The 24,824-nt window shown below is 73.9% G+C and carries 22 protein-coding genes; 7 read left to right on the plus strand and 15 right to left on the minus strand.

Annotated elements, in window-relative coordinates; all coding sequences use genetic code 11:
* Positions 1–75: 75 nt before the first annotated feature.
* Entirely contained in the window at positions 76–861 is a 786-nt protein-coding gene (locus RB614_RS35435) for an electron transfer flavoprotein subunit beta/FixA family protein (RefSeq protein WP_308717060.1), read from the minus strand.
* A 63-nt stretch (positions 862–924) separates the two neighbouring features.
* Positions 925–1,350: a hypothetical protein gene (locus RB614_RS35440; protein ID WP_428983172.1), complete on the minus strand. Its 426-nt coding sequence runs from the start codon at positions 1,348–1,350 to the stop codon at positions 925–927.
* Positions 1,351–1,400: 50 nt separating this feature from the next.
* Here RB614_RS35440 and RB614_RS35445 point away from each other — a divergent pair, with 50 nt between their 5' ends.
* Genes RB614_RS35445 through RB614_RS35460 form a run of 4 tightly spaced genes read left to right on the plus strand, consistent with a single transcriptional unit; the run spans position 1,401 to position 5,671 of the window.
* Positions 1,401–1,778, plus strand: a complete 378-nt coding sequence (locus tag RB614_RS35445) for a YidH family protein (protein WP_308717061.1) — start codon at positions 1,401–1,403, stop codon at positions 1,776–1,778.
* Positions 1,775–2,053 (plus strand): DUF202 domain-containing protein, encoded by a 279-nt coding sequence (locus tag RB614_RS35450; RefSeq protein ID WP_308717062.1) that lies wholly within the window; start codon positions 1,775–1,777, stop codon positions 2,051–2,053. The genes RB614_RS35445 and RB614_RS35450 overlap by 4 nt, the downstream gene beginning before the upstream one ends.
* Before the next feature lie 32 nt (positions 2,054–2,085).
* Positions 2,086–2,478, plus strand: coding sequence for a PLD nuclease N-terminal domain-containing protein (locus RB614_RS35455; RefSeq protein ID WP_308717063.1), 393 nt, complete (start codon positions 2,086–2,088; stop codon positions 2,476–2,478).
* 31 nt (positions 2,479–2,509) lie between these two features.
* The gene (locus RB614_RS35460; RefSeq protein ID WP_308717064.1) at positions 2,510–5,671 is read left to right on the plus strand and encodes an AfsR/SARP family transcriptional regulator; all 3,162 of its coding nucleotides are present in this window, start codon (positions 2,510–2,512) and stop codon (positions 5,669–5,671) included.
* Here the strand turns inward: RB614_RS35460 and RB614_RS35465 are convergent.
* The 6 genes from RB614_RS35465 to RB614_RS35490 all read right to left on the minus strand — a co-directional run bounded on the left by RB614_RS35465 (position 5,655) and on the right by RB614_RS35490 (position 13,599).
* Positions 5,655–6,473: an ABC transporter permease gene (locus RB614_RS35465; RefSeq protein WP_308717065.1), complete on the minus strand. Its 819-nt coding sequence runs from the start codon at positions 6,471–6,473 to the stop codon at positions 5,655–5,657. The genes RB614_RS35460 and RB614_RS35465 overlap by 17 nt on opposite strands.
* 52 nt (positions 6,474–6,525) lie before the next feature.
* A complete protein-coding gene (locus tag RB614_RS35470; protein ID WP_308717066.1) occupies positions 6,526–7,566 on the minus strand; it encodes an ATP-binding cassette domain-containing protein in 1,041 nt (346 codons plus the stop codon).
* A gap of 147 nt (positions 7,567–7,713) precedes the next feature.
* Positions 7,714–8,823: a lytic polysaccharide monooxygenase auxiliary activity family 9 protein gene (locus RB614_RS35475; RefSeq protein WP_308717067.1), complete on the minus strand. Its 1,110-nt coding sequence runs from the start codon at positions 8,821–8,823 to the stop codon at positions 7,714–7,716.
* Between the two features lie 112 nt (positions 8,824–8,935).
* Positions 8,936–10,564: an acetolactate synthase gene (locus RB614_RS35480; RefSeq protein WP_308717068.1), complete on the minus strand. Its 1,629-nt coding sequence runs from the start codon at positions 10,562–10,564 to the stop codon at positions 8,936–8,938.
* A gap of 71 nt (positions 10,565–10,635) precedes the next feature.
* Positions 10,636–12,795 (minus strand): Hsp70 family protein, encoded by a 2,160-nt coding sequence (locus RB614_RS35485; protein WP_308717069.1) that lies wholly within the window; start codon positions 12,793–12,795, stop codon positions 10,636–10,638.
* A gap of 30 nt (positions 12,796–12,825) precedes the next feature.
* On the minus strand, positions 12,826–13,599 hold the full coding sequence (locus RB614_RS35490) for an enoyl-CoA hydratase/isomerase family protein (protein WP_308717070.1): 774 nt from the start codon (positions 13,597–13,599) through the stop codon (positions 12,826–12,828).
* Between the two features lie 21 nt (positions 13,600–13,620).
* Here RB614_RS35490 and RB614_RS35495 point away from each other — a divergent pair, with 21 nt between their 5' ends.
* The 3 genes from RB614_RS35495 to ddaH are packed head-to-tail and all read left to right on the plus strand — an operon-like array spanning position 13,621 to position 15,396.
* Positions 13,621–14,082 carry a DUF6232 family protein gene (locus RB614_RS35495; protein ID WP_308717071.1) on the plus strand — a complete coding sequence of 154 codons (462 nt, stop codon included), beginning with the start codon at positions 13,621–13,623 and terminating at the stop codon, positions 14,080–14,082.
* A gap of 19 nt (positions 14,083–14,101) precedes the next feature.
* Entirely contained in the window at positions 14,102–14,560 is a 459-nt protein-coding gene (locus RB614_RS35500) for a DUF6232 family protein (RefSeq protein ID WP_308717072.1), read from the plus strand.
* A 35-nt stretch (positions 14,561–14,595) separates the two neighbouring features.
* Positions 14,596–15,396 (plus strand): dimethylargininase, encoded by an 801-nt coding sequence (gene ddaH / locus RB614_RS35505; RefSeq protein ID WP_308717073.1) that lies wholly within the window; start codon positions 14,596–14,598, stop codon positions 15,394–15,396.
* Between the two features lie 195 nt (positions 15,397–15,591).
* Here ddaH and RB614_RS35510 read toward each other — a convergent pair whose 3' ends face one another.
* From RB614_RS35510 to RB614_RS35540, 7 genes are read right to left on the minus strand one after another with little or no spacing between them, the layout of a single operon-like run.
* Positions 15,592–16,383, minus strand: a complete 792-nt coding sequence (locus RB614_RS35510; RefSeq protein ID WP_308717074.1) for an HpcH/HpaI aldolase/citrate lyase family protein — start codon at positions 16,381–16,383, stop codon at positions 15,592–15,594.
* A complete protein-coding gene (locus tag RB614_RS35515; protein ID WP_308717075.1) occupies positions 16,383–17,570 on the minus strand; it encodes a CaiB/BaiF CoA transferase family protein in 1,188 nt (395 codons plus the stop codon). Before RB614_RS35515 ends, RB614_RS35510 begins: the two co-directional genes overlap by 1 nt.
* Positions 17,567–19,567: an alpha/beta hydrolase-fold protein gene (locus tag RB614_RS35520; protein WP_308717076.1), complete on the minus strand. Its 2,001-nt coding sequence runs from the start codon at positions 19,565–19,567 to the stop codon at positions 17,567–17,569. Before RB614_RS35520 ends, RB614_RS35515 begins: the two co-directional genes overlap by 4 nt.
* Entirely contained in the window at positions 19,564–21,492 is a 1,929-nt protein-coding gene (locus tag RB614_RS35525) for an SUMF1/EgtB/PvdO family nonheme iron enzyme (RefSeq protein ID WP_308717077.1), read from the minus strand. The genes RB614_RS35520 and RB614_RS35525 overlap by 4 nt, the downstream gene beginning before the upstream one ends.
* On the minus strand, positions 21,489–22,370 hold the full coding sequence (locus RB614_RS35530) for a ribokinase (RefSeq protein ID WP_308717078.1): 882 nt from the start codon (positions 22,368–22,370) through the stop codon (positions 21,489–21,491). Before RB614_RS35530 ends, RB614_RS35525 begins: the two co-directional genes overlap by 4 nt.
* Positions 22,367–23,653 (minus strand): ADP-ribosylglycohydrolase family protein, encoded by a 1,287-nt coding sequence (locus tag RB614_RS35535; RefSeq protein ID WP_308717079.1) that lies wholly within the window; start codon positions 23,651–23,653, stop codon positions 22,367–22,369. The genes RB614_RS35530 and RB614_RS35535 overlap by 4 nt, the downstream gene beginning before the upstream one ends.
* Positions 23,650–24,774 carry an ADP-ribosylglycohydrolase family protein gene (locus RB614_RS35540; RefSeq protein ID WP_308717080.1) on the minus strand — a complete coding sequence of 375 codons (1,125 nt, stop codon included), beginning with the start codon at positions 24,772–24,774 and terminating at the stop codon, positions 23,650–23,652. Before RB614_RS35540 ends, RB614_RS35535 begins: the two co-directional genes overlap by 4 nt.
* Positions 24,775–24,824: the final 50 nt, after the last annotated feature.

Here is a 24,824-nt window from a genome sequence, read left to right on the forward strand (position 1 = left end):
ATGTCCCGGCGGTTAACCGGAGAATCAACATCGACGTGGCGCACCACCCCAACAAATACGGACATTATCTGTCAGTTATAGATCAGATGCCCTCTCAGAAGCCAGGAACTCGACCAGCCGCACGCCGCCTGCACCCTCATCGGTGATCTTCACCCCACCCGACCGCGGCGGCCGCCTGCTCTGCCCGACCACCGCCGAGCTGGCACCAGCCGCACCCACCTCACCGGCCGCCACACCCAGATCGGCCAACGACAGCGTCTGCACCGGCTTCTTCTTAGCCGCCATGATCCCCTTGAACGACGGATACCGCGGCTCGTTGATCGTGTCCCACACCGACACCACCGCCGGCGCCTGCGCCGCGACCACCTCGACCCCTTCCTCGGTCTGCCGCTCGATCGTCAACAACCCGCCCTCGACGGTCAGCTTCCGCGCACCGGTCAACGCCGCCACCCCCAACCGCTCGGCCAGCATGTGCGCCATCACCTGCACCCGACCATCGGTCGACTCCGCACCACACAACACCAAATCCGGGCCAAGCCTGCCCAACACCGCCGCCAGCACCCTCGACGTGGCCAGCGCGCACGAACCATGCAACCCGTCATCGAGCACATGCACCGCCCGATCCGGACCCATCGACAACGCCTTACGAATCGACTCCGACGCACCCACCGGCCCCATCGTCAAGATCGTGACCTCACCACCATGCGCCTGCTGAACCCGCAACGCCTCCTCAATGGCATACTCATCCATCTCGTTGATGACACTGCTCACCGACCCACGGTCGACCGTATTATCGTCACTACGCAGTGAACGCTCCGCGCTGGAGTCGGGCACCTGCTTGACGAGTACGACGATGTTCATCGCGCTTCCAGGACCTCCTGCTTGGGCTAACGCACGTTAACTGAAAATTACCCACCGTCTAGGTTACTCGCGAGTAATAGTGGGATCCGACACGACTCCCACCGCGGTCTTGACCTTGGCCAGCGCATCTGCTTCCCGGGCGTTCACGCCGTGGATCGCCCTCGCGGCCTGCTCGACGGCGGTCACCACGGCGGCCTGGTAGTTGTCCACCTCGGACGGCGCCTTCTCGCGCAGGATCGCCACCGAGCGCGAGAGCGCCGGCAGCACCAGCGCCTCCACCTCCGCCGCCGAGGCGTGCGGGAGCTTGGGCAGCGGCCCGGTGGTCAGCACCTCCTTGACCAGCCCGGTCGCCCCGGCCAGCGCGCCCGATGCGGCGAAGCTCTCCTTGAGCATGGCGAAGAAGCCCGGGTCGGCGTCGGAGACCAGGTAGACCGCGCCGAACGCGGCCGTCTTCAGCGTGGACTTTTCCTCGGCGTTCAGCTCGGTCACGATCTCAGGTTACGGCCGGCGCCATCGGGATAATGGCAGGCGTGCTGGGCATGATCAGGCGTTGGTTCGACACCGAGGAGGTGCGCCGGGTCGGCACGACCCCCGACTACCGCTTCTCCCTGGCCAACGAGCGCACCTTCCTCGCCTGGATCCGCACCGGCCTCGCGCTCGTCGCGGGGGGTCTGGCCACGGCACAGTTCCTGCCGCCGCTACCGATCGCCCACCTGCGCGAGGTGATCTCGGTCGCGCTGCTGCTGCTCGGCGGGCTGGTGGCCGTCCGCGCGGTGGACCGCTGGGCGCGCACCGAGCGAGCCATGCGCCTCGGCCGCGACCTGCCGGCGTCCCGCTTCCCGGCGCTCCTCGCGATCCTGGTCGGGCTCGGCGCGGTGCTGCTGGTCGTGGCCGTACTCGTGCGGGCGTTCCAGTGAGCGAACCCGGCCTCGCTCGGGAGCGCACCTGGCTGGCCTGGCGGCGCACGCTCCTCGTCGCGGCCGGCGTGGCCGTACTCGCCGCCCGGATGGCCGCCGTCGAGGGTGAGCCGCTGCTCGTCGCGCTGGCGCTGGCCGGCTGGACCGCGCTCTCCGCCGTGGCCTTCCGGCGGTACTTTTCGCGACGCGCCGGCCCTGGCCCCGCCCTCCCCCTGTTCGCGCTGCTCACCGTCGGGTACACGGCCCTCGGCGCGCTGCTCGTGCTGAACCGTTAGCCAGGGTGGCCATATGGGGCCATCATTGCGAGATGGCCCGCCTGTACGTGCTCCTCTTCCTGGTGCAGATCGTCCTCGCCGTGCTCGCGCTGATCAGCTGCCTGTCGGCCGAAGAAGACGAGATCCGCGCGCTCCCGCGCCTCGTCTGGGTGCTGATCATCCTGTTCTTCCCGCTGGTCGGCTCGATCGCCTGGTTCCTGGCGGGCCGGCCGGCCCGGGAGCGAACGGCCGGCGGCGGATGGCGCGTCGGCGGCCACGAGACCAGGCGGCCGGTGGCGCCCGACGACGACCCGGAGTTCCTCAAGTCGCTGGACGCCGGCAAGTCGTCGCAGGACCGGGAGCTCTTCGAGCAGTGGGAGCAGGACCTGCGGCGCCGGGAGGACGAGATGCGCCGCCGCGAGACCGGCGACGAGAGCACTCCCTAGCCGCGCGCACTCGCGGGGGAGAATCGACCTTGTGAAGATCGCGCTGCTGGGTCCGCTCGAGGTGCGCGCCGGCTCCGGCGCGCCCGTCGAGGTGGGTGGCGCGCGCCTGCGTACGCTGCTGATCCGGCTCGCGCTCGACCCCGGCCGGGTGGTCACGACCAGCACGCTGATCGACGCGCTGTGGGACGACGAGCCGCCGGCTGGCGCCGCCAACGCGCTCCAGGCCCTGGTCTCCCGGCTGCGCCGGGCGCTGCCCGAGGGCACGGTCGAGTCGACTCCCGCCGGCTACCGGCTCGCCGTGCCGCCGGAGGCGGTCGACATGTGCCGGTTCGAGCGGGGCGTGACCGCGGGCCGGGCCCGCCTGGCCACCGACCCGGCCGGCGCCGCGGAGCTGCTGGCCGCCGCGCTGGCATTGTGGCGCGGGCCGGCCCTGGCCGACGTCCTGGAGGCCGACTTCGCGCAGGCGCCCGCGGCCCGCCTCAACGAGCTGCGGCTCGCCGCGATCGAAGACCGGGTGGACGCGGCGCTCGCGCTCGGCGACGGCGCCGGGCTCGTACCCGAGCTGGAGTCTCTGGCCCTCGCCCACCCGCTCCGCGAGCGCCTCGCCGGGCAGCTGATCCGGGTCCTGCGCCGCGCCGGGCGGCCGGCCGAGGCCCTCGCCGCGTACGACCGGCTGCGCACCGCGCTCGCCGACTCGCTCGGCACCGACCCCTCGCCCGAGCTGGCCGCCCTGCACCTGGCGCTGCTCAAGGACACCGCCGCCGCGCCGCACGAGCCGCTGCCCGCCACCAACCTGCCGGCGACCCTGACCAGCTTCGTGGGGCGCGACGACGACGTGACCAAGGTCACCAAGGTAGTGGCCGAGTCCCGCCTCACCACGCTTATCGGGCCGGGCGGCGCCGGCAAGACGCGGCTCGCGATGGAGTCCGCGCGGGCGATGGTCGACCAGGCGCCGGACGGGATCTGGCTGGTGGAGTTCGCGCCGGTGACCGATGCCGCCGAGCTGGCCTCGATCGTGCTGGCCACGCTCGGCCTCCGGGAGCACCCGCTGGTCACCACCGGCCGCGGCCGGGTGCCGCAGGAGACCGTCGACCCGCTCACCCGGCTGCACGGCGCGCTGGGCGGCCGCCGCGCGCTGCTCGTCCTGGACAACTGCGAGCACCTGGTCGGCGCCGCCGCCACGCTGGCCGAGAGCCTGCTGGTCCGCTGCCCCCACCTGCGCGTGCTCGCCACCAGCCGGGAGCCGCTGGGCATCACCGGCGAGGCGCTCTTCCCGGTCGAGCCGCTCGCCCTGCCCCCCGACGGCGCGGCCGCCGGCGACGCGCTCGCCTACCCGGCCGTACGCCTCTTCGCCGACCGGGCCGCGGCGGTGCGCCCCGGGTTCGCGGTCACCGACTCGGTGGTCCGCATCTGCCGCGCCCTCGACGGCATGCCACTCGCCATCGAGCTGGCGGCCGCCCGGCTGCGCGCGCTCACGCCCGACCAGGTGGCCGACCGCCTCACCGACCGCTTCCGGCTGCTCACCGCCGGCAGCCGCACCGCGCTCCCCCGCCACCAGACGCTCCGGGCGGTCATCGACTGGAGCTGGGAGCTGCTCGACGACGCCGAGCGCACGCTGTGGCGGCGGCTGGCGGTCTTCTCCGGCCCGGCGACCCTGGAGGCCGTCGAGGAGGTCTGCGGCGGCGAGGCGCTCGACGAGCTGGCCGCCCTGGTCGACAAGTCGCTCGTGGTCGCCGACCCGGACGGCCGGTACCGGATGCTGGAGACCATCAAGGCGTACGGGCTGGAGCGGCTCGACGAGTCCGGCACGACCCGCGCCACGCGTCAGGCGCACGCACGGTACTTCCTGCGCCTGGCCCGCCGCGCGGACCGCGAGCTGCGCGGCCGCGAGCAGCTGGAGTGGCTGGCCCGCCTCGACGCCGACCACGACAACCTGCACGCGGCGGCGCGGTGGGCGATCACCGCCGGCGAGGCGCGGCTCGCGGTGGGTTTCGCGTCGGCCCTCGGCTGGTACTGGTGGCTGAGCGGCCGCCGGGCCGAAGGCGCCGAGCTCGCCCTGGAGGCGCTGGCGCTGCCGGCCACCGCGATCCCGCGGCCGGCTCTCGCCCTGGCGAAGTCGGTCGCCGCGCTCAACGTCGTGGCCGGGCTCTTCCAGCTGGAACGGGGACAGGAGCTGCTCCGCGAGGCGGCCGAGCTGGCCCGCGGCTACGAAGACCGGCACCCCATCCTCGCCCTGATCAGGCCGATCTGCGACCTCATCGCCGGCCCGCCGGCGGACAAGCAGGCGCTGCCCGCCCTGGCCGGCCTCTTCACCCACACCGACCCCTGGATACGCGGTGTGGCCCGGCTCATGTACGGCCACTCCGAAGTCAACTCCGGCCACTCCGACCGCCACTCCGAGGAACACTTCACGGCGGCGCTGGCGGAGTTCCGCGCGCTGGGCGACCGGTGGGGCACCGCCACCACGCTCGGCGGCCTGGCCCACATGACCACCACCGAGGGCGACCACGCGCGGGCGGCGGCCTACTTCGAGCAGGCGCTGGAGGAGATGCTCCCGCTCGGCGCGGCCGAGGACGTACCGGAGATGCAGGCGCGGTACGCGTACGAGCTGTGGATGCTCGGCGAGACGGAGCGGGCGTTCGCGACGCTCGACGAGGCGCGGCGGGCCGCCGAGCGGGTCGGCACCGACGAGGGCCGCGCGGCGGTGGCGTACCACCACGGCGAGATCCTGCGGGCGATGGGCGAGTTCACCAGTGCCCGCGCGGAGCTGGCGCGGGCCGAGGCGGTGGCGAACGGGTTCGGCTCGGCGCAGCAGTGGGTCGCCCTCATCGGCGCCGCGATCGGGCAGATCGACGCCGCCGAGGGCGACCTGGCGGCGGCCCGGGCCCGCCACGACGCGGCGCTGGAGCTCGCCACCTCCTCGCGCGACATGCCGGTGGTCGGGCTGGTCGTGATGGCGTACGCCGACCTCGCCCTCCACAGTGGAGAGCCGGAGAAGGTGGCGGCGTTCCTCGGTGCCGCGCACGGGGTTCGCGGCGGGCCGGACCGGTCCACGATGGACACCCGCCGGCTCGAGGCGGCAGCGCGCGAACGCCTCGGCGAAGAGCGCTTCACCGAGGCGTTCGAGCGGGGCCGGACGACCGCGAAGGCCGTCGACGTGCGCGAGGCCGTCCGCGTCATACTCGCCGCTTGAACGTGCGGACCGCGATCGGGGCGAAGACCGCCGCGATCGCTACCGCCCACAGCAGCGACTGGCCCACCTGGGTCGCCGCGGCACCGCCGGAGAGCAGCCCGCGCACGGCGTCGGCCAGGATCGTCACCGGGTTGACGTCGACCCACGCCTGCAGCCAGCCCGGCATGGTGTCGGCCGGCACGAACGCGTTGCTGGTGAAGGTGAGCGGGAAGACCACCACGAAGGCGAAGATCTGCACCTTCTCCGGGTCGGCGGCGAGCAGCCCCACCAGCACCGCGATCCAGGACACGGCCAGGCTGAAGACGAGCAGCAGCACGAACGCGGCGAGCACGCCCTGCACGCCGCCGTGTACCCGGAAGCCCAGGATCACGCCGAGGCCGAGGATCAGCGCGATCGACCACGCCTGCTTGACGGTGTCGGCGATGATCCGGCCGGCCAGCGGCGCGGAACGGGCGATCGGCAGCGAGCGGAGCCGGTCGAAGACCCCCTTGGTGAGGTCGGTGTTGAGCCCGACGCCGGTCGTGACCGAGGCGAAGAGCGCGTTCTGCACGACGATGCCGGGCAGCGCGAACGTCAGGTAGTCGCCGGTGCTGCCGGAGATCGCGCCGCCGAAGACGTACGTGAAGAGCACCACGAACATGATCGGCTGGACGCTGAGGTCGAGCAGTTCCAGCGGGTTGTGCTTGAGCTGCACGAGGCTGCGCCAGGCGAGCGTGAACGTGTGTCGCAACCCCTCGACCGGGTTGACCCGGCGCGGCAGCGCTACTGCGGCGCCCGTTGCGGCGGTCGCGGCGGCTGTCATTTGGGGGCCCCGCGGAAATGTGGAGCGCAGCGGAGCATTTTCGTGGGGTTTCTCATGCGAGGATCCTCTCGGGCTGGTTCTGGTCTTCGGTCTCGTCCTCGGCCCGGTGGCCGGTGAGCGCCAGGAACACCTCGTCGAGGCTGGAGCCGCGGAGCGCGAGCTCGCCGATCGCCACCTCGGCCTCCTCCAGGCGGCGTACCACGGCCGGCAGCACCGCCGGGTCGGTCACCGGCACGGTGAGCAGCCCGCCCTGCGCCTCGGGCGCGCGGCCGGCCACCTGCGCCACGATCGACTCCACGATCGGGGTGTCGACGGGGTACCGGGCGCGCACCGCGAGGGTCTGCGCGCCGACCCGGCCCTTCAGCTCGTCCGGGGTACCGGTGGCGATGACCCGGCCGTGGTCGATCACCACGATCTCCTCGGCCAGCAGGTCGGCCTCTTCCAGGTACTGGGTGGTGAGCAGCACGGTCACGCCGCCCGAGACGAGGTCGCGGACGATGTCCCACATCTCGTTGCGGCTACGCGGGTCGAGGCCGGTGGTCGGCTCGTCCAGGTAGAGCACCTGCGGGCGGCCGACCAGGCTCGCGGCCAGGTCGAGGCGGCGGCGCATGCCACCGGAGTACGCCTTGGCGGCCTTGTTGGCCGCGTCCTCCAGCCGGAACTCGGCGAGCAGCTCGCGCCCCCGGCCGCGCGCTTCGGGGCGGGAGAGGCCGAGCAGGCGGCCGATGAGGATGAGGTTTTCCAGGCCGGTGAGGGTCTCGTCGACCGAGGCGTACTGCCCGGTGAGCCCGATCAGCCGGCGCACCTGGTGGGCGTCGTGGACGACGTCGTACCCGCCGACGGTGGCCCGCCCGCTGTCCGGCCGCAGCAGCGTGGCCAGGATGCGGACGGCGGTGGTCTTGCCCGCCCCGTTCGGGCCGAGCAGACCGAGCACGGTGCCACGGCGCACGGCGAGGTCGACCCCGTCCAGCGCGGTGGTGTCGCCGAAGCGCTTGACCAGCCCTTCGGCGAGTATCGCGTGGGTGGTCTGTTCGTCGCGGGGGCCCCGGGGAAACGTGGAGCGCAGCGGAGCGTTTTCTTGGGGTGCTTTCATGCCACCACCGTGCGGCACGGCGCTGACGCCCCCCTGACAGCAACGCGGGGCCACTGACAAACCGCTGACAGCTCCCCCGGCGCTGTGATCAAAGCTCCCGTCAAGTAGCTAGAACTACTTGACGGGAGCTTTGATCACGAACGCTGCTCAGGTGGTGGCGGTGCAGGTCGCGGCGGGTACGGCGTTGCTGCCGGTCGACGAGCCGATCAGCCCGAACGTGGTGCTCGCCCCGGCGCCGAGGCTGCCGTTGTAGGCGACGTTCGTGGCGGTCACGCTCGACCCGCTGGAGGTCACGGTGGCGCCCCACGACTGGGCGACGGTCTGCCCGTTCGCGTACGTCCACCGCACCGTCCAGCCGCGGATCGGCGCCGAGCCGGCGGTCACCCGTACGTCGGCCTGGAAGCCGCCGTTCCACTGACCCACGATCGAGTACGCCACGGAGCAGCTGCCGTTGCCCGGCGCCGGCGTGCTCGGCGGCGGGGTCGTGGGCGGCGCGGTGGTCGGCGGAGGCGTCGTGGGCGGCGCGGTGGTCGGCGGCGGCGTGGTCGGGTCCGGTACGCCGCCGAAGTTCACGTCGCTGCAGAAGTAGTAGTTCTGGTCGGCGTGGCTCGCCTTCCAGATCGCGTACACGATGTGCCGCCCGCTGCGGCCCGGCGCGGTGATGTTGGCGGAGATGGTGACGCCGTTGAGCACCGGGTCGGTCTCGCGGGTGCCGACGCCGGGCAGGATCTTGCCGGTGTCGTGCCGCAGTTCGAGGTCGGACCAGCGCAGGCGCTGGGTGAGCGGGTTGTAGCCCTGCCGGGTGACGTAGATCCGGATGTAGTCCGCCCCGTGCAGCGCCTGGTCGTGCATCCGCCACGTGAACGAGGTGCCCACGTTGGTGGCCCGCCAGTTGCCGGGGTTGTCCAGCGCGGCGTAGCGGGTGCCGCCGGTCTCCCCGGCGCTGCACAGCTGGCCGTCCGGCACGTGCCCCTGGTGGTCACCGGCGACGTTCTCGCGGTAGAGCGAGTTCCAGTTCCACATCGCGTTCGGATCGGCCTGCCAGGCCTGCCAGCACATCGGGTCCTGGGTGGCCATGGCCGGGTTCTGGAAGTCGTTGCCCCAACGCTTCCAGCAGCCGTAGTTGCGCGACTCGGGGCCGATCGCCGAGCCGTGGGCGGAGGCGGTGCCAGGGGCGCTCACGAGTGCGGTCGTGAGCAGGATGAGTGCGGCAAACACGACCGTCGCGGTGCGGCGCGCGTGCTTGACTGTCGACATGGGACCTCCACAGTAGAACGATGCGCGGGAAGTTGCCCTGCTCCCCACGATGACTACGCTTCGGCTCCCTTTGTCACGATAGTTTGACGTATCGACAAACTCAAGTACGTAACTACGCCAGGTTGGATGACCTCGGGTAGGCGTCGGCCGGGTCGGTGAGGACGTTGACCAGGTATGGCACGCCCGCGTCGAACGCACGGGCCAGCGCCGGCCCCAGGTCGCTCGCCTTCGCCACGGTCTCGCCCGCGCCGCCCAGTGCCTTCACCACGTCGTCGTACCGCAGCTCGGGCTGGAGGTCGGCGGCCACGTCGTAGCCGTACATCGCGCGCATCGGGTGCTTTTCCAGGCCCCAGATGCCGTTGTTGCCGACCACGACGACCACCGGCAGGCCCTGGCGGGCCAGCGACTCGGCGTCCATCAGCGAGAAGCCGGCGGCGCCGTCGCCCATCAGCACGCAGACCTGGCGCCCCGGGTACGTGATCCGGGCGCCCATCGCGTAGCCCATGCCGGTGCCGAGGCAGCCGTACGGGCCGGGGTCGAGCCAGGTGCCGGGCTCGGCGGGCTCCAGGTACTTGCCGGCGTACGACACGAAGTCACCGCCGTCGCCGATCGTCACCGCGTCGCGGGCGAGTACCTTGCGCAGCTCGCCGTAGACCCGGGCCGGGCGGATCGGGTCGGTCTCGGCGGCCATCTCCTCGGCGTCGCGGGCCTTGGCGGCGTCCTCGGCCACGCGGAGGCCGGCGATCCACTCGGCGTGGTCCTCGCGGACGCCCTCGTAGTCGGCGAGCGCGGAGAGGATCAGCCGCAGGTCGCCGGCGGGGGCGGCGGCCGGCGTGACGTGCGCGGCCCGCTGGGTGGGGGCGTCCACGATGTGCACGACCTGGGCGCCGCCGAAGTCGCCGAAGCTGAGCCGGAAGTCGAGCGGCGTGCCGATCACGACGATCACGTCGGCGCCCTTGAGCGCGGTGCGGCGCGACTTGGCGAAGGCGAGCTGGTGCTCGGGCGGCAGAGCGCCGCGCCCCATGCCGTTGGTGAAGACCGGCACGTGCAGGGTCTCCGCCGCCTCGCGGAGGGCGGCGACCGCGTCCCCGGCGTACACGTCGGAGCCGGCGATGATGACCGGACGCTCGGCGGAGGCGATCAGCTGCGCGGCCCGCGCGACCTCGTCGGGGTCGGGCTCCATCACGGGTACGTCCGGCGTGGCGGGAGCGTCCGCGTCGGCGGCCGAGAAGATCACTTCGAGCGGCAGGTCGAGGAAGGCCGGCCCCCGGTGCGCGGTGAGCGCGGCGGTCAGCGCGGCGGCGACGGCACCCGGGATCTCCTCGCCCGAGCCGACCGTGGCCGCGTACTTGGTGACCGGCGCGACCAGCGGCAGGTGGTCGATCTCCTGCAGGCTCCCCGCGCCCCAGCGGAACGCGGGTGCCCGGCCACCGATCACGAGCACCGGCGACCCGTTGAAGTACGCGCTGGTCAGCCCGGAGATGCCGTTGGTGACACCCGGCCCGGCGGTGAGCACGGCGAGCGCCGGCCGGCGCTGGAGCTTGGCGACCGCCTCGGCCGCGAAGACCGCCGACTGCTCGTGCCGCACGTCGAAGATGGGAAAGCCGCTCTTGTGGGCCGCGTCGTAGAGCGGGAAGACGTGGCCGCCGGAGAGGGTGAACATCTCCGCGACGCCGTACGCCCGCAGTGCCGCCAGCGCCAGCTCGCCGCCGTGTCCTTCGAGCCGCTCGGGTGAAGTCATGGGCGTAGGTTACCGCCCAGTCACCCCGTATCGACCGAGCCCTCGGCCGCGAACCGGATCCTGCCCGAGAGCTACGCCCCGGCCTGGTCCTGGATCCAGTCGACGATGTTTCCCACGACCTCGGCGGGAGCCTGGTCGCGGGCGGCGGCGAAGGCGAAGACGCCGGCGGCGACCGGCACGACGACGAGCAGCGCCGTGATCACCAGTGCCCGGATCGCCCGCACCACGAACCCGGGACGCCGGCGGACCCTCGCCTCCCATGCGGCCGGCTGCGGGCCGCGCGGCGCGGCCAGCGGCACCTGCGGCGGGGCGGGCTGGGTCCGGGGCGCGGTGGGCGGGGGCGAGTAGCGCGGCTGGCCGGCGGCCGGGTAGCGCGGTAGCTCCGATGGCGGCGGGTAGGGCGAGTGCGGCGCGTTCGGCGGCGGGTGGGCCTGGCCCGGCGCCGCGTAACCACCGGCAGTCGAGGCAGGCGGGTAGCCACCGGGCGCCGGATACCCACCGGCGGGCGAGGCGGGCGGCGAAGCGGGCGGCGCGTAACCGCCGGCGGGCGAGGTCGGCGGCGCGGGCGGCGGGTAGGCGCCGCCGGGTGCGGTGGGCGGCGCGGTCGGCTCCTCGAAGCGCGGCATCGGCTTGGTGGCGGACGGCGGCGGCACCTGGGCGCGCGGGCGCCCGGACGGCGGCTGCGCCCCCGGCACGATCACCCGCCCGACGGTCCGCGGCGGCGTGCCCGGCGCGCTACCGGGAGCCGGCGGCACCGCACCGCCGGCAGAGCCGGTCGAGTCGGCCGGGGCGGGGGGCGCGACGCCCGCGGTCCCGGACCCCGACCCGCCGGGCGTGGTGCCCGCGGATCCCGGGGCGAAGCCACCCGACGGCGTCGAACCGGACGAGCCCTGACCCCCGCGGGCGAGACCACCCCCGGGAGCGGAACCCGGTGCCAACGCCGACGGCACGGACCCGATGGGCGGCGCGTTGGACGGGATCTCCTCCGGCGGCAGCACGCGCGTCGACCCGGGTGGCACCCCGACAGCCGGCGGCGCCGAAGTGGGGGGCGGGATAGCCGGCGAAACCGGGCGTCCGGACAGGTCGCCGAGCCGCATCTGCGAGGTGGCCGGGCCGGGCGCGGGCGGCGCGCTCGCCAGCAGCGCCGCGCCGGCCAGGATGCTCCCCTCGGCCACCACGAGCTCGGGCTGCTCGATCACCTCGGGCGCCTCGCCCAGCGCGCGGTGCAGCAGCGTCGCCATCAGCGGCATCCGGCTGGAGCCGCCGACCAGGAACACCCCGGCGACCTGCCCCTCGGGCAGTTTCGCCCAGCGCATGACGCCCTGCGTCACCCGTACGGTCTGCTCCAGGATCGGCGTCGCCAACTGCTCCAGCTCGACCCGGGTGAGGTGCACCTCCAGGTCGAGCAGGGGCAGCATCAGATCGGCGGAGGGGCTGCGGGACAGGCGCTCCTTGGCCACCCGTACGTCGTCCCAGAGCTGCCGCTTGGCCCGCCGCTCCTCCGCGGTGGACGGGTTTTCCAGCCGCGCCCAGGCGGTCCGGTCGCGGTCCGCGTACGTCTTTTCGAGGTGCGCGATGATCGCCGCGTCGACGTCGAGCCCGCCGATGTCGTCGCGGCCGTCGACCGCCAGCACCTCGAAGCCGGTCGCCTTGCGCGCCACCACGCTCGCGTCGAACGTACCGGCCCCGAAGTCGTGCACCACCACGACCGACCCGATCGGCACCTCGCGCCCGAGCACCTTCGCGAAGTAGGTGGCGGCGGCGACCGGCTCGGCCACCAGCCGTACCCCCTCGAAGCCGGCCCGGGCGGCGGCGTCGGCCAGCAGCCGGCGGCGGGTGGCCCCCCACGTGGCCGGGCAGGTCAGCGTGACCTCCGGGCGGACCCGACCGACGGTGCGCTCCCACTCCTCGGCCACCCGCGCGAGCACGGCCGAGACCAGGTCGCCGACCGGCACCTCGCGGTCGCCGAGCAGCAGCGTGCCGTCGTCGATGCGGCGCTTGGGGTTGGGCTCGAAGCGGGCCGGGTCGAGGCGGGCGCTGTGCACCGCGTCGCGCCCCACGATCAGGGCGCCGCCGGGCTCGGCGTAGACGGCGGAGGGCAGCAGCGGCGAGCCGTCGAGCAGCAGCGGGCGCCCCCGCCCGTCCGGCCACCGCACGACCGCCACGGTGTGTGACGTCCCGAAGTCGATCCCCAGGGCATGCCCCGAGGTCGGCGTCCGGTCCGCTGGCATGGCGATCAGCCTACAAGCAGGCCACTACGCTCAGCGCCCGGTGAAACGCGGCTTTCGCTTCTCCACGAAAGCGGCCATACCCTCCCGCTTGTCCTCCGTGGCGAAGAGCGCCGCGAAGTGCTGGCTCTCCCAGGCCAGGCCCGAGGCGAGGTCCATGTCCAGGCCGCCGTCGACCGCCAGCTTTCCGGCGCGCAGGGCCTGGGCCGGACCCTCCGTGTACGGGCGGACGAGCGCGACGGCCGCGTCGTACACCTCGGCGGCCGGCACGACCCGGTCGGCGAGGCCGATGCGGAGCGCCTCCTCGGCGTCCACCATGCGGCCGGAGAGCACGAGGTCCTTGGCGCGGGCCGGGCCGACCAGGCGGGCCAGCCGCTGAGTGCCGCCGGCGCCGGGGATGACGCCGAGCTTGATCTCCGGCTGGCCGAGCTTGGCGTCGTCGGCGACCACCCGCCAGTCGCAGGCCAGGGCGAGCTCGCAGCCGCCGCCCAGCGCGTACCCGGTGATCGCGGCGACCACCGGCTTGGGGATGCGGGCGAACGCGTCGATCGCCGCGGAGATCTGGGGAGCGCGGGCGGCCATGTCGACGTACGACATGTCCGCCATTTCCTTGATGTCCGCGCCGGCCGCGAAGACCTTCTCCCCGCCGTACACGACGACCGCCCGGACCTCGGGGTCGGCGGCGGCCTCCGTGGCGGCGGCGCGCAGTTCCTCCTGCACCTGGATGTTCAACGCGTTCATCGGCGGGCGGTCCAGCCGGATGGTGCCGATGCCGTCCTTGATCTCCACGCGCACAAAATCAGCCATGGCAGCTAGGCTAGTTGGACCATGGTCACCTACTACAGCGACAAGTCGGTGCAGATCACCTCGGATGCCATCCGCATCGGTGGTCGCCGATACCCGCTGGGTGAGCTGGCCCGGGTGTGGCACTCCAAGGGCGCCCGCTCGTGGCGCGCGATCGCGGGGCGCGGGGCCATCGGCGCGGCGCTGCTCGGCCCGCTCGTGGCGGCGGCGCTCGGCATCGTCGTCGCGGTCACCGTGCACGCCTCGCTCAGCGTGACGATCGCCATCGTCGGCGTCTCCTGCCTCGTCGGGCTCGGCGTCGGCCCGCTCGCCGACTTCCTGCTGGAGCACATGGACCGGTCGTACGCGCGGGGCTCCCGTTCGCTGGAGATCTGGGCGACCTGGCGCGGGCAGCCGGTGCTGCTCCTGCAGACGGGTGACGCGCTCCGGTTCGGGCAGATCTACCGGGCACTCCAACGGGCGCTGGAAAGCACCGCCGTTCGCTGAGCCGCGTCACACTGGGCGAGTGGCCGTTTACTATCGCGACGACACGGTGCGCGTGACGTCGTCGTGGGTGCAGGCGTACGGGCTCACCTACCCGCTCTCCGAGCTTTCCTACGTCTGGCACCGGCGCACCCGGCGCGACCTGCGCGTGGGTGGCCGGATCGCCGGCCGGTGGGCGCTGGTCACGCTGCTCGCCCTGCCGGCCGCGGTGGGCCTGCTCTGGTTCCTCACCGGCTGGGGCAGTGAGATCGGCCTGGCGCTGGTCGGGCTCGCGGTCCTGCTCGGCCTGATCTTCACGCTCACGCCGCTGTCGGAGTTTCCGCTCATGGCGCTCGAACGGTCATACGACCGCGGCTCGGCGGTGCACGAGATCTGGGTACAGTGCCGCGGCATGGACGTGCTGCTCCTGCGCACCAATGACGCCCTGCGTTTCGGGCAGATTTACCGCGCGTTACAGCGCGCCCTGGAGCAGAGTGAGTAGTTCCACCCCTTGGGCGTGACATGATGTGGACCCCCATGATCCAGGAGGTCCCGCATCCGATGAGCCGTGGCATCGCGCTCGTGCGGCAGCCCAGCAGCCGCCTCGCCGAAGGGCTGGTTACCCACATCGAGCGGTCGACTGTGGACGTCGACCTCGCCCGGCGCCAGCACGACGCGTACTGCGCCGCCCTCGCCGACGCCGGCTGGAGCGTGCTCGACGTGGTACCCGCCGACCACTGCCCCGACTCCGTCTTCGTGGAGGACACCGTCGTGGTGAGCGGCACCCGGGCCATCCTCGCCCGCCCCGGCGCCTCCCAGCGCCGCCCCGAGGTGGCCGGCACCGAATCGGCCGTACGCGCGGTCGGGCTGGAGGTCGACAAGATCAGCTCGCCCGGCACGCTGGATGGCGGCGACATCCTCCAGATCGGCGACACCGTCTACGTTGGACAGGGCGGCCGCACCAACGGCGCCGCGATCCGCCAGCTACGCGGCCTGCTCGCCGACCGCCGCGTGGTGGCCGTGCCACTCGGCCGGGTCCTGCACCTCAAGTCGGCCGTGACCGCCCTACCGGACGGCACCGTGGTCGCCTCGCCCGGCCTGGTCGACGTCGGCATCTTCCCCGCCGTCCGCACGGTCGAGGAGGACGCCGGCTGCCACGTCGTCTGCCTCGGCGGCGACAAGGTGATGATCAGCGCATCCGCGCCCAAGACCACCTCGCTGCTGGAAGACCTCGGCTTCACGCCGGTGGTGGTCGACGTGAGCGAGTTCGAAAAGCTCGAAGGCTGCGTCACCTGCCTCAGCGTGCTCGTGCCCGGCGTCAGCGGCCCGCAACACTAGAAACCCCAACCCAGACAAAGACTTCGAGCTACCGCGATGCCCGTCGTGGTCCAGACCGTCGCGGGGCCCCCGGGGAAACGTGGAGTGCAGCGGAGCGTTTTCTTGGGGTGCATTTCCCGCGGCCTCACCCTCCGCGCCTCCGCGATCTCACCCCGGCCCGCCCGGCGCACGGACGGTGGGGACGCGGAAGCAACGTCACGGTCTTTCGGCGTAGCGGGCGGCTAGCTCGACCACGCGGCGGGCGGCGCCCAGCATGGCGCGGTCGGCGAAGCGGCCGTCCGGCAGGATCAGCGGGCCGTCGCCGGACGACGCGAGGCCGGCGAGCAGCGCCTCCGCGCGTGCCACCTCCTCGGGCTCCGGGCGAAAGGCGGCCACGATCACCGGGAGCTGGCGGGGGTGGATCGCCGCGCGGCCGAGGAAGCCGAGCCGGCGGCCGGCGCGGCAGGAGGCCGCTAGGCCGTCCACATCGGACACGCTCGGGTAGACGGACATCGCCGGCGGCGGGAGGCCCGCGGCGCGGGCGGCCACGACCAGCCGGCCGCGCGGCCAGGCCAGGGCGGCCTCGTCGGTCACGCCCAGGTCGGAGCGGAGGTCGGCCTCGCCGAGCCCGATGCCGGCCACCGCCGGGTGGGCGGTCGCGATCTGGTACGCGTTCTCCACGCCGAGCGCCGACTCGATGATCGGATGCAGCTCCGCGCCGGCCAGCGCGGCCACCGCCCGCACCTGCTCGGCGGACTCGACCTTGGGCAGGCGCAGTCCGGCCGCGCCCTGGGCGGCGGGCAGGTCGAGCACGGAGGCGATCCGGACGTACACCGGCACCTCGTGCGGGTCGGCGAGAAACTCGGCGACGGCCGCCCGCGCGTACGCCTTGCGGGGCGCGGCGACCGCGTCCTCCAGGTCGAGGATCACCGCGTCCGCGCCGGAGGCGACCGCCTTGGCGAAGCGGTCCGGCCGGTCGCCGGGCACGTACAGCCAGGTGAGCAGCATCAGATCACCCCGCCCTCGCGCAGCCCCTCGATCTCCTCGGCGGTGTAGCCGAGCGACCGGAGCACGTCCACCGTGTCGTGCCCGTGCGCCCGCCCGGCGTGCCGGATGGCACCGGGCGTGGCGGACATGCGGAAGGGGACGTTCTGCATCCGTACGGTGCCGAAGTCGCCGTCCGGCACCGGGACGGCGGTGCCGAGCGCGGTGTACTGCGGGTCGGCCAGGATGTCCCGCACGTCGTACACCGGGGCGACCGCGGCCTGTGCCGCCTCGAAGGCGGCCACCACCTCGTCCCGGTCCCGGGCGGCGACCCAGGCGGCCACGGCCGAGTCCAGCTCGTCGGCGTGCGCCGCCCGCCCCGACCCGGTGGCGAACCACGGCTGCTCGACCAGGTCCGGGCGCCCGACGAGGCGTACCACCCGCTCGGCGATGCTCAGCGCGCTCGTCGAGACGGCGACCCAGCGGCCGTCGGCGCACCGGTACGTGTTGCGGGGCGCGTTGTTGTCCGACCGGTTGCCGCGCCGGGGCTGGACGTAGCCGAGCTGGTCGTACCAGGTGATCTGCGGCCCCAGCATCGCCATGATCGGCTCGATGATGGCGAGGTCGATCACCTGCCCGGCGCCGGTGCGCTGGCGGGCGTGCAGGGCGAGCATCACCGCGTACGCGGTGGCGAGCGCGGTCACCGAGTCGGCCAGCCCGAACGGGGGCAGCGTCGGCGGCCCGTCCGGCTCGCCGGTGGCGGCGGCGAAGCCGCTCATCGCCTCGGCGAGCGTGCCGAAGCCGGGCCGCCGGGCGTACGGGCCGATCTGGCCGAAGCCGGAGATCCGCGCGACCACCAGGCCGGGGTTGGCTTCGTGCAGCACCTCCGGCCCGATCCCCCACCGCTCCAGCGTGCCCGGGCGGAAGTTTTCGACGAGCACGTCCGCTCCGGCGACCAGCCTCTTGAGCACGGCAGCGCCGAGCGGCGACGACAGGTCGAGTGTGACCGTGCGCTTGTTTCGGCCGAGCACCTTCCACCACAGCCCCTGGCCGTCCTTGGCCGGGCCGTGGCCGCGCGACGGGTCCGGCTTGGTGGGGTGCTCGACCTTCACCACATCGGCCCCGAAGTCACCGAGGAACGCCGCGGCAAGCGGGCCGGCGAAGAGTGTCGCCGTCTCGATCACGCGTACGCCGTTGAGCGCCGGGTTCACGGCGTGACCTCGGTCAGGAAGACGTCGCCGCTGGTCAGGCCGGTCACGAGGAGCCGGTCGCCGGAGCGGACCGCGTAGAGGTTCTCCTCGCCGAACTCGTCCACGCCGTCGTCGCGGGCGGTGCCGAGCTGGGCCGCGGACTGTTGCCGGCCCCGGCCGTCGAGGCGCAGCGCGAAGACGTCCGCGCCGCCGGCCGGTACGCCGAACGTGCTGCCGGTGAAGCCGACCACCGCGACCGCGCCGCCGGGCAGCGCGACCACCTCGGCGCCCGCGTCGTCGCCCCGGCCGCCGCTGACCGTGCGCCACCGCTGGGCGCCACCGCTCGTGTAGGCGGTGGTGAGCGCGTCGCCGCCGGCCGCGCCGGTCGCCACCACCACGCCCGCGGTGGTGACGGCCACGCCGCCGAAGAGGTCGCCGTCGGCCTTGACCCACCGCGGCGCACCGTCCACAGTGAACGCAGCCACGAACCCGTCGGTGCCGCCGAGGTAGGGCGCGCCGGGCAGCCCGGCCGACGTCACGCCCGCGACGTAGGCCCCGCCGGCGTCGGCTGCCACCGCGTAGCCCTTGTCCTCGCCGGCGCCGCCGAGCTGCCGGGTCCAGGCGACCGTGCCGTCCGGGCCGATCCGGGCCAGGATCACGTCCTTGTCGCCCGCGCTCGGGCCGGCCAGCGCGCCGCTGGTGTAGCCGGCGACGTACACGCCGCCGTCCGGCGCGGCGGTCAGGCCGTAGAAGCGATCCGCCTTGGTGGCGTCGCCGAGCTGGGTCAGCCAGGCCAGCTCGCCGGTCGCCGTGAAGCGGGCCACGAACCCGTCGTCGGCCGGGCTCCCCGGATGCTCGCCGTCCAGGTCGCCGCGCGTGTACCCGGCGACGATCACACCACCGTCCGCCGTGGACACCGCACCGTAGAGGCGGTCGTTGGACGGTGTGCCAAGCTGCTTCGTCCACTGTGGTGCCTGCACGACGGCGTCCAGCCCGCCCGCGTACGGCTGCCCGTCCACCGGGCCGGAGGCTGAGAAGGCGACGGTGCCGCCGGGCGTGACGCCACCCGCCCAGTCGGTGCCGGGCGTGCCTCTCAGCGGTCCGGGAATGCCGGTCGGCGGGGTGGCACTGAGCGTGGAGCTCAGCTCGGTCAGCCCGGCCACGAACGCGGGCCGCCACACGTCCCAGTCGTGCCCGCCGTCGAGCACCCGGAACTGCGCGGCGACCGCGTCCGAGCGGCGCACGTTGTTGTAGAGCGTCGCCGCCTCGTAGTCGAGGTCGTGCCTGGCGTCGGCCGGGTCGGGGTTGGCCCACTCGTCGTCGCCGACCGCGATGAACATCCTGACCGGCAGGTCAGCGTCCAAAGCGGGCAGCAGGGCCGGGTAGGTGAGCCGCTGGTACACCTCGTCGACGAAGCGCTCGCCGCCCTGGCCGAACCCGCCGTACTCGCGGGCGGAGGAGTCGGCCGGCGGCAGCGGGTTGTAGACGGCCGGGCTGAGCACGAGCGCGTTGGCGAAGAGGTCCTGGTGGGCGAGGGCGTAGCGGAGCGCGCCGTAGCCGCCCATCGAGTAGCCGCCGATCAGCCGGGCCCCGCGGTGCGCCGCCGTGCGGTACGTGGTGTCCACATGCGACACGAGGTCGCCGGTGAGCATCGTCTCGACCGCGCTGCCGCCCTCGTACGCCGAGTCGACGTACCAGCTTCCCCGCTCGCTCCACGGGGCGTCGGGCAGCACGGCGATGACCGGTGCGATCGTGCCGTCGTCGATGAGCTTGTCGAGGTCGGCCTTGATCTGGGTCCACGCCCGCATGGTGTCGCCGCGCCCGTGCAGCAGGTAGAGCGCCGGGTAGCGGAGCTTGGCGTTCTTGCGCGCACCGTACCCGTAGGGCAGGTAGACCGTGTAGTCGATCGGGCCGGCCTTCGCGGTGGTGAGCGTGCCGGCGCGGGTGCCGCCGGCCGACGCCGCGCTCGATACGCCGACGGTCAGCAGGATCAGCACGGCGACGAGTACCTTCCTCATTGGACCCCTCCGGTGAGGTCAGCGGCGCAGCGAAAGCCGACGCTCGGCGAGCGGCCCAGCCCAGCGCCGGCGGTCAGCAGCTTGACGGAGACCTCGGGTGGCTGCGGGCCGCCGTCGAGGTACCAGTCGGAACCCTCGGCGCGAAAGTCCGCGCCACCCTTGAGAATCACAAACCGCGTGCGGCCGTCGGTGTGCTCGCTCTCGGTCAGCTCCCACACCAGCGGCGCGGTGCGGCGCAGCAGTCCCGCCTCGGCGGCCACCTGCCACTCGTCTTCGGTCGGCAGCCGCAGGCGAGCCCAGGCCGCGTACGCCCGCGCATCGGCCAGGTCCACATTGGTCACCGGGTGATCGACCGGCCCCTGCCCGGCGGTGAAACGCTCCGGACGCACCGGCCGGTAGCCGGTGGCGGCCAGGAACGCCGCGTACTCGCCGTGCGTCACCTCGCGCTCCGCGATCGCGAACGGCCTCAGCGTCACCGCCCGGAGCAGCGTGCCGGCGCTGTGCAGCCGGGGCGGGAGCGGCTTCCACTCGTCCACATAGGGCGCCTCGCCGTAGAGCCCGGTCTCCCGGATCCGGTGCCGCACAAGCAGATCCCGTCGCCCTCCGTCGAGGGCCAGCATCCCTTCCGGTACGGCGTCTCGGGGCGCGACGGGCACCGGAGCGCGGACCGCGGCACGGGCCGGAAAGCCCGGGTCACCGCCGGGCGGCGCGTGCCGGCTTTCCGGTCCGCCCACGGCGACCGCGGCTATCCCGCCCGCCGCCAGCCGGCCACCCACGGCCACCTTGCCGCCCTCGACCGGCGTCACGGTGAGCGCCTCGCCGGTCAGCAGGTCGACGAAGCCCGGCGCCGGCTCGGTCACCAGCCACGGGCCGTCGACGTCGCCGCCCCGGTTGACTACCGTCCACAGTGGCGTGCCGGCGTGCACCCAGCGGGACGCGTACACCTGGCCACCGGCGTGGTCGGCGAGCGGGGTCCAGTCTTCCGACCGCAGCCAGTCGGCGTGGCCGCGGTGCACCCGCCGCATCGCGCGCAGCAGGGAGCGGTCCCGCTCGCTCCAGCCGACCCAGACGCCGAAGACGCTCTCCCACACCAGGATGCCGGTGCCGTTGAGCCAGGCGGAGTGCAGCTCGTCCAGGTGGCCGCGGTGCCAGCGGCGGGTGTGGTGCAGCACGTGCCGGCGCTCGAACCACTTGGCCCGCAGCACACCCGGTACGTCCGAGTCGGCGAACCACTGCGCCCACGACATCGCGTGGTCCTCGATGCGGGCGAGCGGTACCCGCGACTCGCCGGCCAGCACCACGTGCGGCGGGAGCGCGGCGCGCAGCTTGCCGGCACCCTCCTTGAGCGTGTCGAGGAAGACGCCGTCCGCGCCCAGCCAGGTGACGATCGCGGCCACGGCCTCCTCGTCGCCGGCCGCCTCACGCCGGGTGCCGGTGTCCCACGGGTTGTAGTCGACGAAGACGCGTACGCCCCGGGCGTGGAAGGCGCGGACCACGTCGGGCAGCTCCAGCACGTCGCGGTAGAAGTCGAACTGGTTGCGGTCGTCCAGCCCGATGACCGGGTACGCGTGCCAGAGCACCACCCCGTCGAAGCCGCCGAAGTCACGCTCCGCCCCGTCCAGGAACGCGTCCACGGTGAACTCCCCCCGCTCGTGGTCGTACAGCGTCTCGTCCCAGAGCCAGGCGAGGCAGACGCTGAGGCAGTCGCCGGGCACCTCGTCGTAGTGCCGGCCGTCGTAGCCGAGGCGCCGCCGCGCGTCCGCCCGCCACGCGGCGAGCCGTTCCCGCCAGGCCGGCCAGAACGCGGGGTCGGCGGGCGCCGCGAAGATCTTCGCCTCGTCCAGCTCGGCCAGGTCGGCGCCGCCGTCCAGTGACACCTCGGTCGGCAGGTCGATCGGGCGCGGCACGTACGGGTTGAAGCTCATAGGGCCGCCTCGATCTCCGCGCGGGTGGGCAGTGAGCTGGAGGCGCCCGGCCGGGTGGCGCAGACGGCACCGGCCGCGCAGGCCCAGCGGAGCGCCTCCCCGACCGGCCGCCCCTCGGCCCAGGCGACGGCGAGCGCCCCGGTGAACGCGTCGCCGGCGGCGGTCGTGTCCACCGCCTCCACCGCCGGCGCGGCCACGTCGAGCCGCAGCCCGTCGCGGTCGGCGTAGGCGGCGCCCCGGGCACCGAGGGTCATCACCACGCGGGGCACCAGGTCGAGCAGGTCGGCCGGCTGGGCGGGATGCCCGGCGAGCACCTCGGCCTCACCCTCGTTGACCACGAGCAGGTCCACCGTGGACAGCAGCTCCGCCGGGAGGCGGCGGGCAGGCGCCGCGTTGAGCACGGCGACGGTACCGGCCGCGCGGGCGGTCGCGGCCGCCTCGGCGACCGCTTCGAGGGGGATCTCCAGCTGGCAGAGCAGCACGTCGGCACCGGCGACCGCGGCCCGGTCCTCGGCCGAGAGGCCGGTGAGCGCCGCGTTGGCGCCGGGCGCGACCACGATGAGGTTTTCCGCGTGCCGGTCCACCGCGATCAGCGCCACGCCGGACGGGCCGGGCACGGTGCGCAGCCGGGTCACGTCGACGCCCGCCGCGGCGAGGTTGTCCCGCTGTGGGCGGGCGAAGTCGTCACCGCCGACCGCGCCGACGAACGCCACCTCGCCACCGGCCCGCGCGGCGGCGACGGCCTGGTTGGCGCCCTTGCCGCCCGGGACGGTGGTGAACTCGCCGCCGAGCACCGTCTCCCCCGGCCGGGGCAGGGCCGGCGCGGTCACCACGAGGTCGAGGTTGGCGCTGCCCACGACGACGACCCGGGCCGTCATAACGCCACCTGCGCCGTACGCCGGGCCAGTTCCTCGAACGTCACCCCGTCGAAGCCGCCGACGCTGCTGCGCAGCCGCCCCTTGAGCGGTGCGGTCCACTGTGGGCCGATCGCTGAGGCGCCACTCAGCGCGCCGAGGATCGAGCCGACCGTCGCGCCGTTGGAGTCGGTGTCCCAGCCGCCGCTCACCACCGCGCAGATCCCCCGGTCGAAGTCGCCGCCGCTGTACGCGAGCGCGGCGGCCACGAGCGCGGCGTTGTTGCGGGCGTGCACCCAGTGCAGGTGCCCGTGGCGCCTCTCGATCGCGTCGACGACCGGCTCCCAGTCGCCGTCCAGCGCCCGCGCCTGCTTGACGGCGGCGGCGAACGGGCCCTCCGGCAGCACCGACTCACCGGCGTCCAGCACCTCGTCCACCGTGGACGCCACGACGGCGGTGGCGGTCATCGCGGCCACCCACATCGCGCCCGCGACGCCGTCGCCGACGTGGCTGACCACCGCGTCCCGGTACGCCAATGCGGCCGCCGCCTTCGGCCGGCCCGGCGAGGCCCAGCCGTACGCGTCGGTGCGGATCTGGGCGCCGATCCACTCCCGGAACGGGTTGTGGTGCAGCGCGGTCTCCGGCGGGGTCAGGCCGAGCAGCAGGTTGCGGTACGCCACCCGTTCGGCGGTGAAGACCCGCCCGGCCGGCAGCCAGTCCAGCCACGCCTGGGCCACGTCGGCGCTGGTGAGCTCGGTCCCGTGCGCCTCCAGCAGGCGGAGCGCGAGGAGCGCGAAGTTGAGGTCGTCGTCCTCGGGGGTGCCGTCGATGTTCTCGGCGAGGCTGTCGACCGCGCTGCGGCGGTTCCACGGCCAGCGCTCGGCCACGCTGGGCGGGAGCCCTTCGGCGGTGAAGTACCCCGACAGGGGCCACCGCCCGGTCGCGCTGAGGATCTCCCGGATCCCCTCGCGCGGGATCTTCTCCACGGGCTTGCCGAGCACGCAGCCGACCGCCCGCCCGGTCCAGGCCCCGAGGAGCCGCTCCGCATCGGGGCGCGGCCCGGGACCCGGCTCCGGCGCGATGCCGAGCGGCGGGGTCCGCGGCACCGGTACCGCGTCGAGCAGCTCCAGCGCCAGCCCGCGCAGCGCCGGGTCGCCGGGCACGGAGGCACCGGCGATCGGTGCGGCCAGCGGACCGCCGGCGGCCGCCCAGCGGGCCTCCACATCGGACACGTCGGGGCCTTCGTCGCGGAGCGCCATCAGCTCGTACGGCAGCAGCTCCTCCGGCGCCGTCCAGGTAAACCTCACGCCAGCCCCTTGAAGCGGTCGGCGCGCGCGGCGAAGCGGGCGGCGTCGGCGGCGTACACCTCGGCGGCGACCGCGGCCAGCACCCGTGCCGGCTCGGCGAGGTCCACTCTGGACGCCTCGGCCACGGCGGAGGCCCATTGGGCGGGGACGGCCGGCGCGCCGCCCAGCGCGCCGGCGATCGCCCCCGCCATGGTGGCGGTCGAGTCGGCGTCCCGGCCGTAGTTGACCGCCCCCAACACCGCTTCCCGGTACCCCCCGTTGGCGATGACGAGCATGCCGAGCGCGATCGGCAGCTCCTCTATGGAGTGCAGCCGGCTCGGCCGCCTCGCCCCGAGCCCCGGGTTGCGGTAGTCCTCGCCCACGGTGTCGTACGGCGCCACCGCGGCACGCAGCGCCGGGATGGCGTTACGCGTCTCCTCGTACCCGCTGGCCCGCTGGACCACAGCGGCGATCGCGGCGCGCGTCCCGTCTCTGGCCAGGTCGAGCGCCGCGTCGACGACGTCGCGGCAGGTCGCGCCCGGCGCCATCGCGGCGGCGACCGAGGCGGCGAAGACCGCGGCCGCCTCGCGGCCGTAACTGTGCTGGTGGGCGCCGCCGATCTCGACGGCCTCGGCGTACGCGCCGGCGGGGTCGCCGGCGTTGACGATGCCGACCGGCGCCATGTACATCGCGGCGCCGCAGTTGACGATGTTGCCCACGCCCGCCTCGCGCGGGTCGGCGTGCGCGTGGTGCAGCCGGGTGACCAGCCACCGTTCGGCGGCCGCGAGGCGGTGGAAGGCCACCGCCTCGCGCTCCAGGTCCGGGATCCAGACCTCCCGCTCGATGAGGTCGGGCACGAGCAGCTCGGCGACGTCGTACGCGTCGAGGTGGTCGCGCTTCTTCGCGTAGGCCCGGACCAGCGCGTGGGTCATCAACGTGTCGTCGGTGATGTGCCCGTCGCCCTTGTGGTACGGGGCGAGCGGCCGGTTCGTGGCCCAGTTCTCGTGGAACGGGGGCACGATGCCGTCCACCCAGCCGCCGTACCGCGTCCGGATCTCCTCGGGAAGGGCGGTCTCGGTGGCACCGCCGAGGGCATCGCCCACCGCGGCGCCGACGAGGCAGCCGACCGACTTGTCGAGCAAGAGACTCCCAGGCAGCGCCTGCCACGCTCCGTCGCTCGGCGCTCGTCCGC

This window comes from Phytohabitans maris (assembly GCF_031085175.1).
Lineage (GTDB): Bacteria > Actinomycetota > Actinomycetes > Mycobacteriales > Micromonosporaceae > Phytohabitans > Phytohabitans maris.

Bases quoted from the DNA above. Each gene is read 5' to 3' on its own strand.
- RB614_RS35455 (WP_308717063.1), top strand. From the start codon at position 2,086: ATGGCCCGCCTGTACGTGCTCCTCTTCCTGGTGCAGATCGTCCTCGCC.
- ddaH (WP_308717073.1), top strand. From the start codon at position 14,596: ATGATCCAGGAGGTCCCGCATCCGATGAGCCGTGGCATCGCGCTCGTG.
- RB614_RS35530 (WP_308717078.1), bottom strand. From the start codon at position 22,370: ATGACGGCCCGGGTCGTCGTCGTGGGCAGCGCCAACCTCGACCTCGTG.
- RB614_RS35480 (WP_308717068.1), bottom strand. From the start codon at position 10,564: ATGACTTCACCCGAGCGGCTCGAAGGACACGGCGGCGAGCTGGCGCTG.
- RB614_RS35435 (WP_308717060.1), bottom strand. From the start codon at position 861: ATGAACATCGTCGTACTCGTCAAGCAGGTGCCCGACTCCAGCGCGGAG.
- RB614_RS35490 (WP_308717070.1), bottom strand. From the start codon at position 13,599: ATGGCTGATTTTGTGCGCGTGGAGATCAAGGACGGCATCGGCACCATC.
- RB614_RS35475 (WP_308717067.1), bottom strand. From the start codon at position 8,823: ATGTCGACAGTCAAGCACGCGCGCCGCACCGCGACGGTCGTGTTTGCC.
- RB614_RS35495 (WP_308717071.1), top strand. From the start codon at position 13,621: ATGGTCACCTACTACAGCGACAAGTCGGTGCAGATCACCTCGGATGCC.
- RB614_RS35525 (WP_308717077.1), bottom strand. From the start codon at position 21,492: ATGAGCTTCAACCCGTACGTGCCGCGCCCGATCGACCTGCCGACCGAG.
- RB614_RS35445 (WP_308717061.1), top strand. From the start codon at position 1,401: ATGATCAGGCGTTGGTTCGACACCGAGGAGGTGCGCCGGGTCGGCACG.
- RB614_RS35510 (WP_308717074.1), bottom strand. From the start codon at position 16,383: ATGCTGCTCACCTGGCTGTACGTGCCCGGCGACCGGCCGGACCGCTTC.
- RB614_RS35485 (WP_308717069.1), bottom strand. From the start codon at position 12,795: ATGCCAGCGGACCGGACGCCGACCTCGGGGCATGCCCTGGGGATCGAC.
- RB614_RS35470 (WP_308717066.1), bottom strand. From the start codon at position 7,566: ATGAAAGCACCCCAAGAAAACGCTCCGCTGCGCTCCACGTTTCCCCGG.
- RB614_RS35520 (WP_308717076.1), bottom strand. From the start codon at position 19,567: ATGAGGAAGGTACTCGTCGCCGTGCTGATCCTGCTGACCGTCGGCGTA.
- RB614_RS35465 (WP_308717065.1), bottom strand. From the start codon at position 6,473: ATGACAGCCGCCGCGACCGCCGCAACGGGCGCCGCAGTAGCGCTGCCG.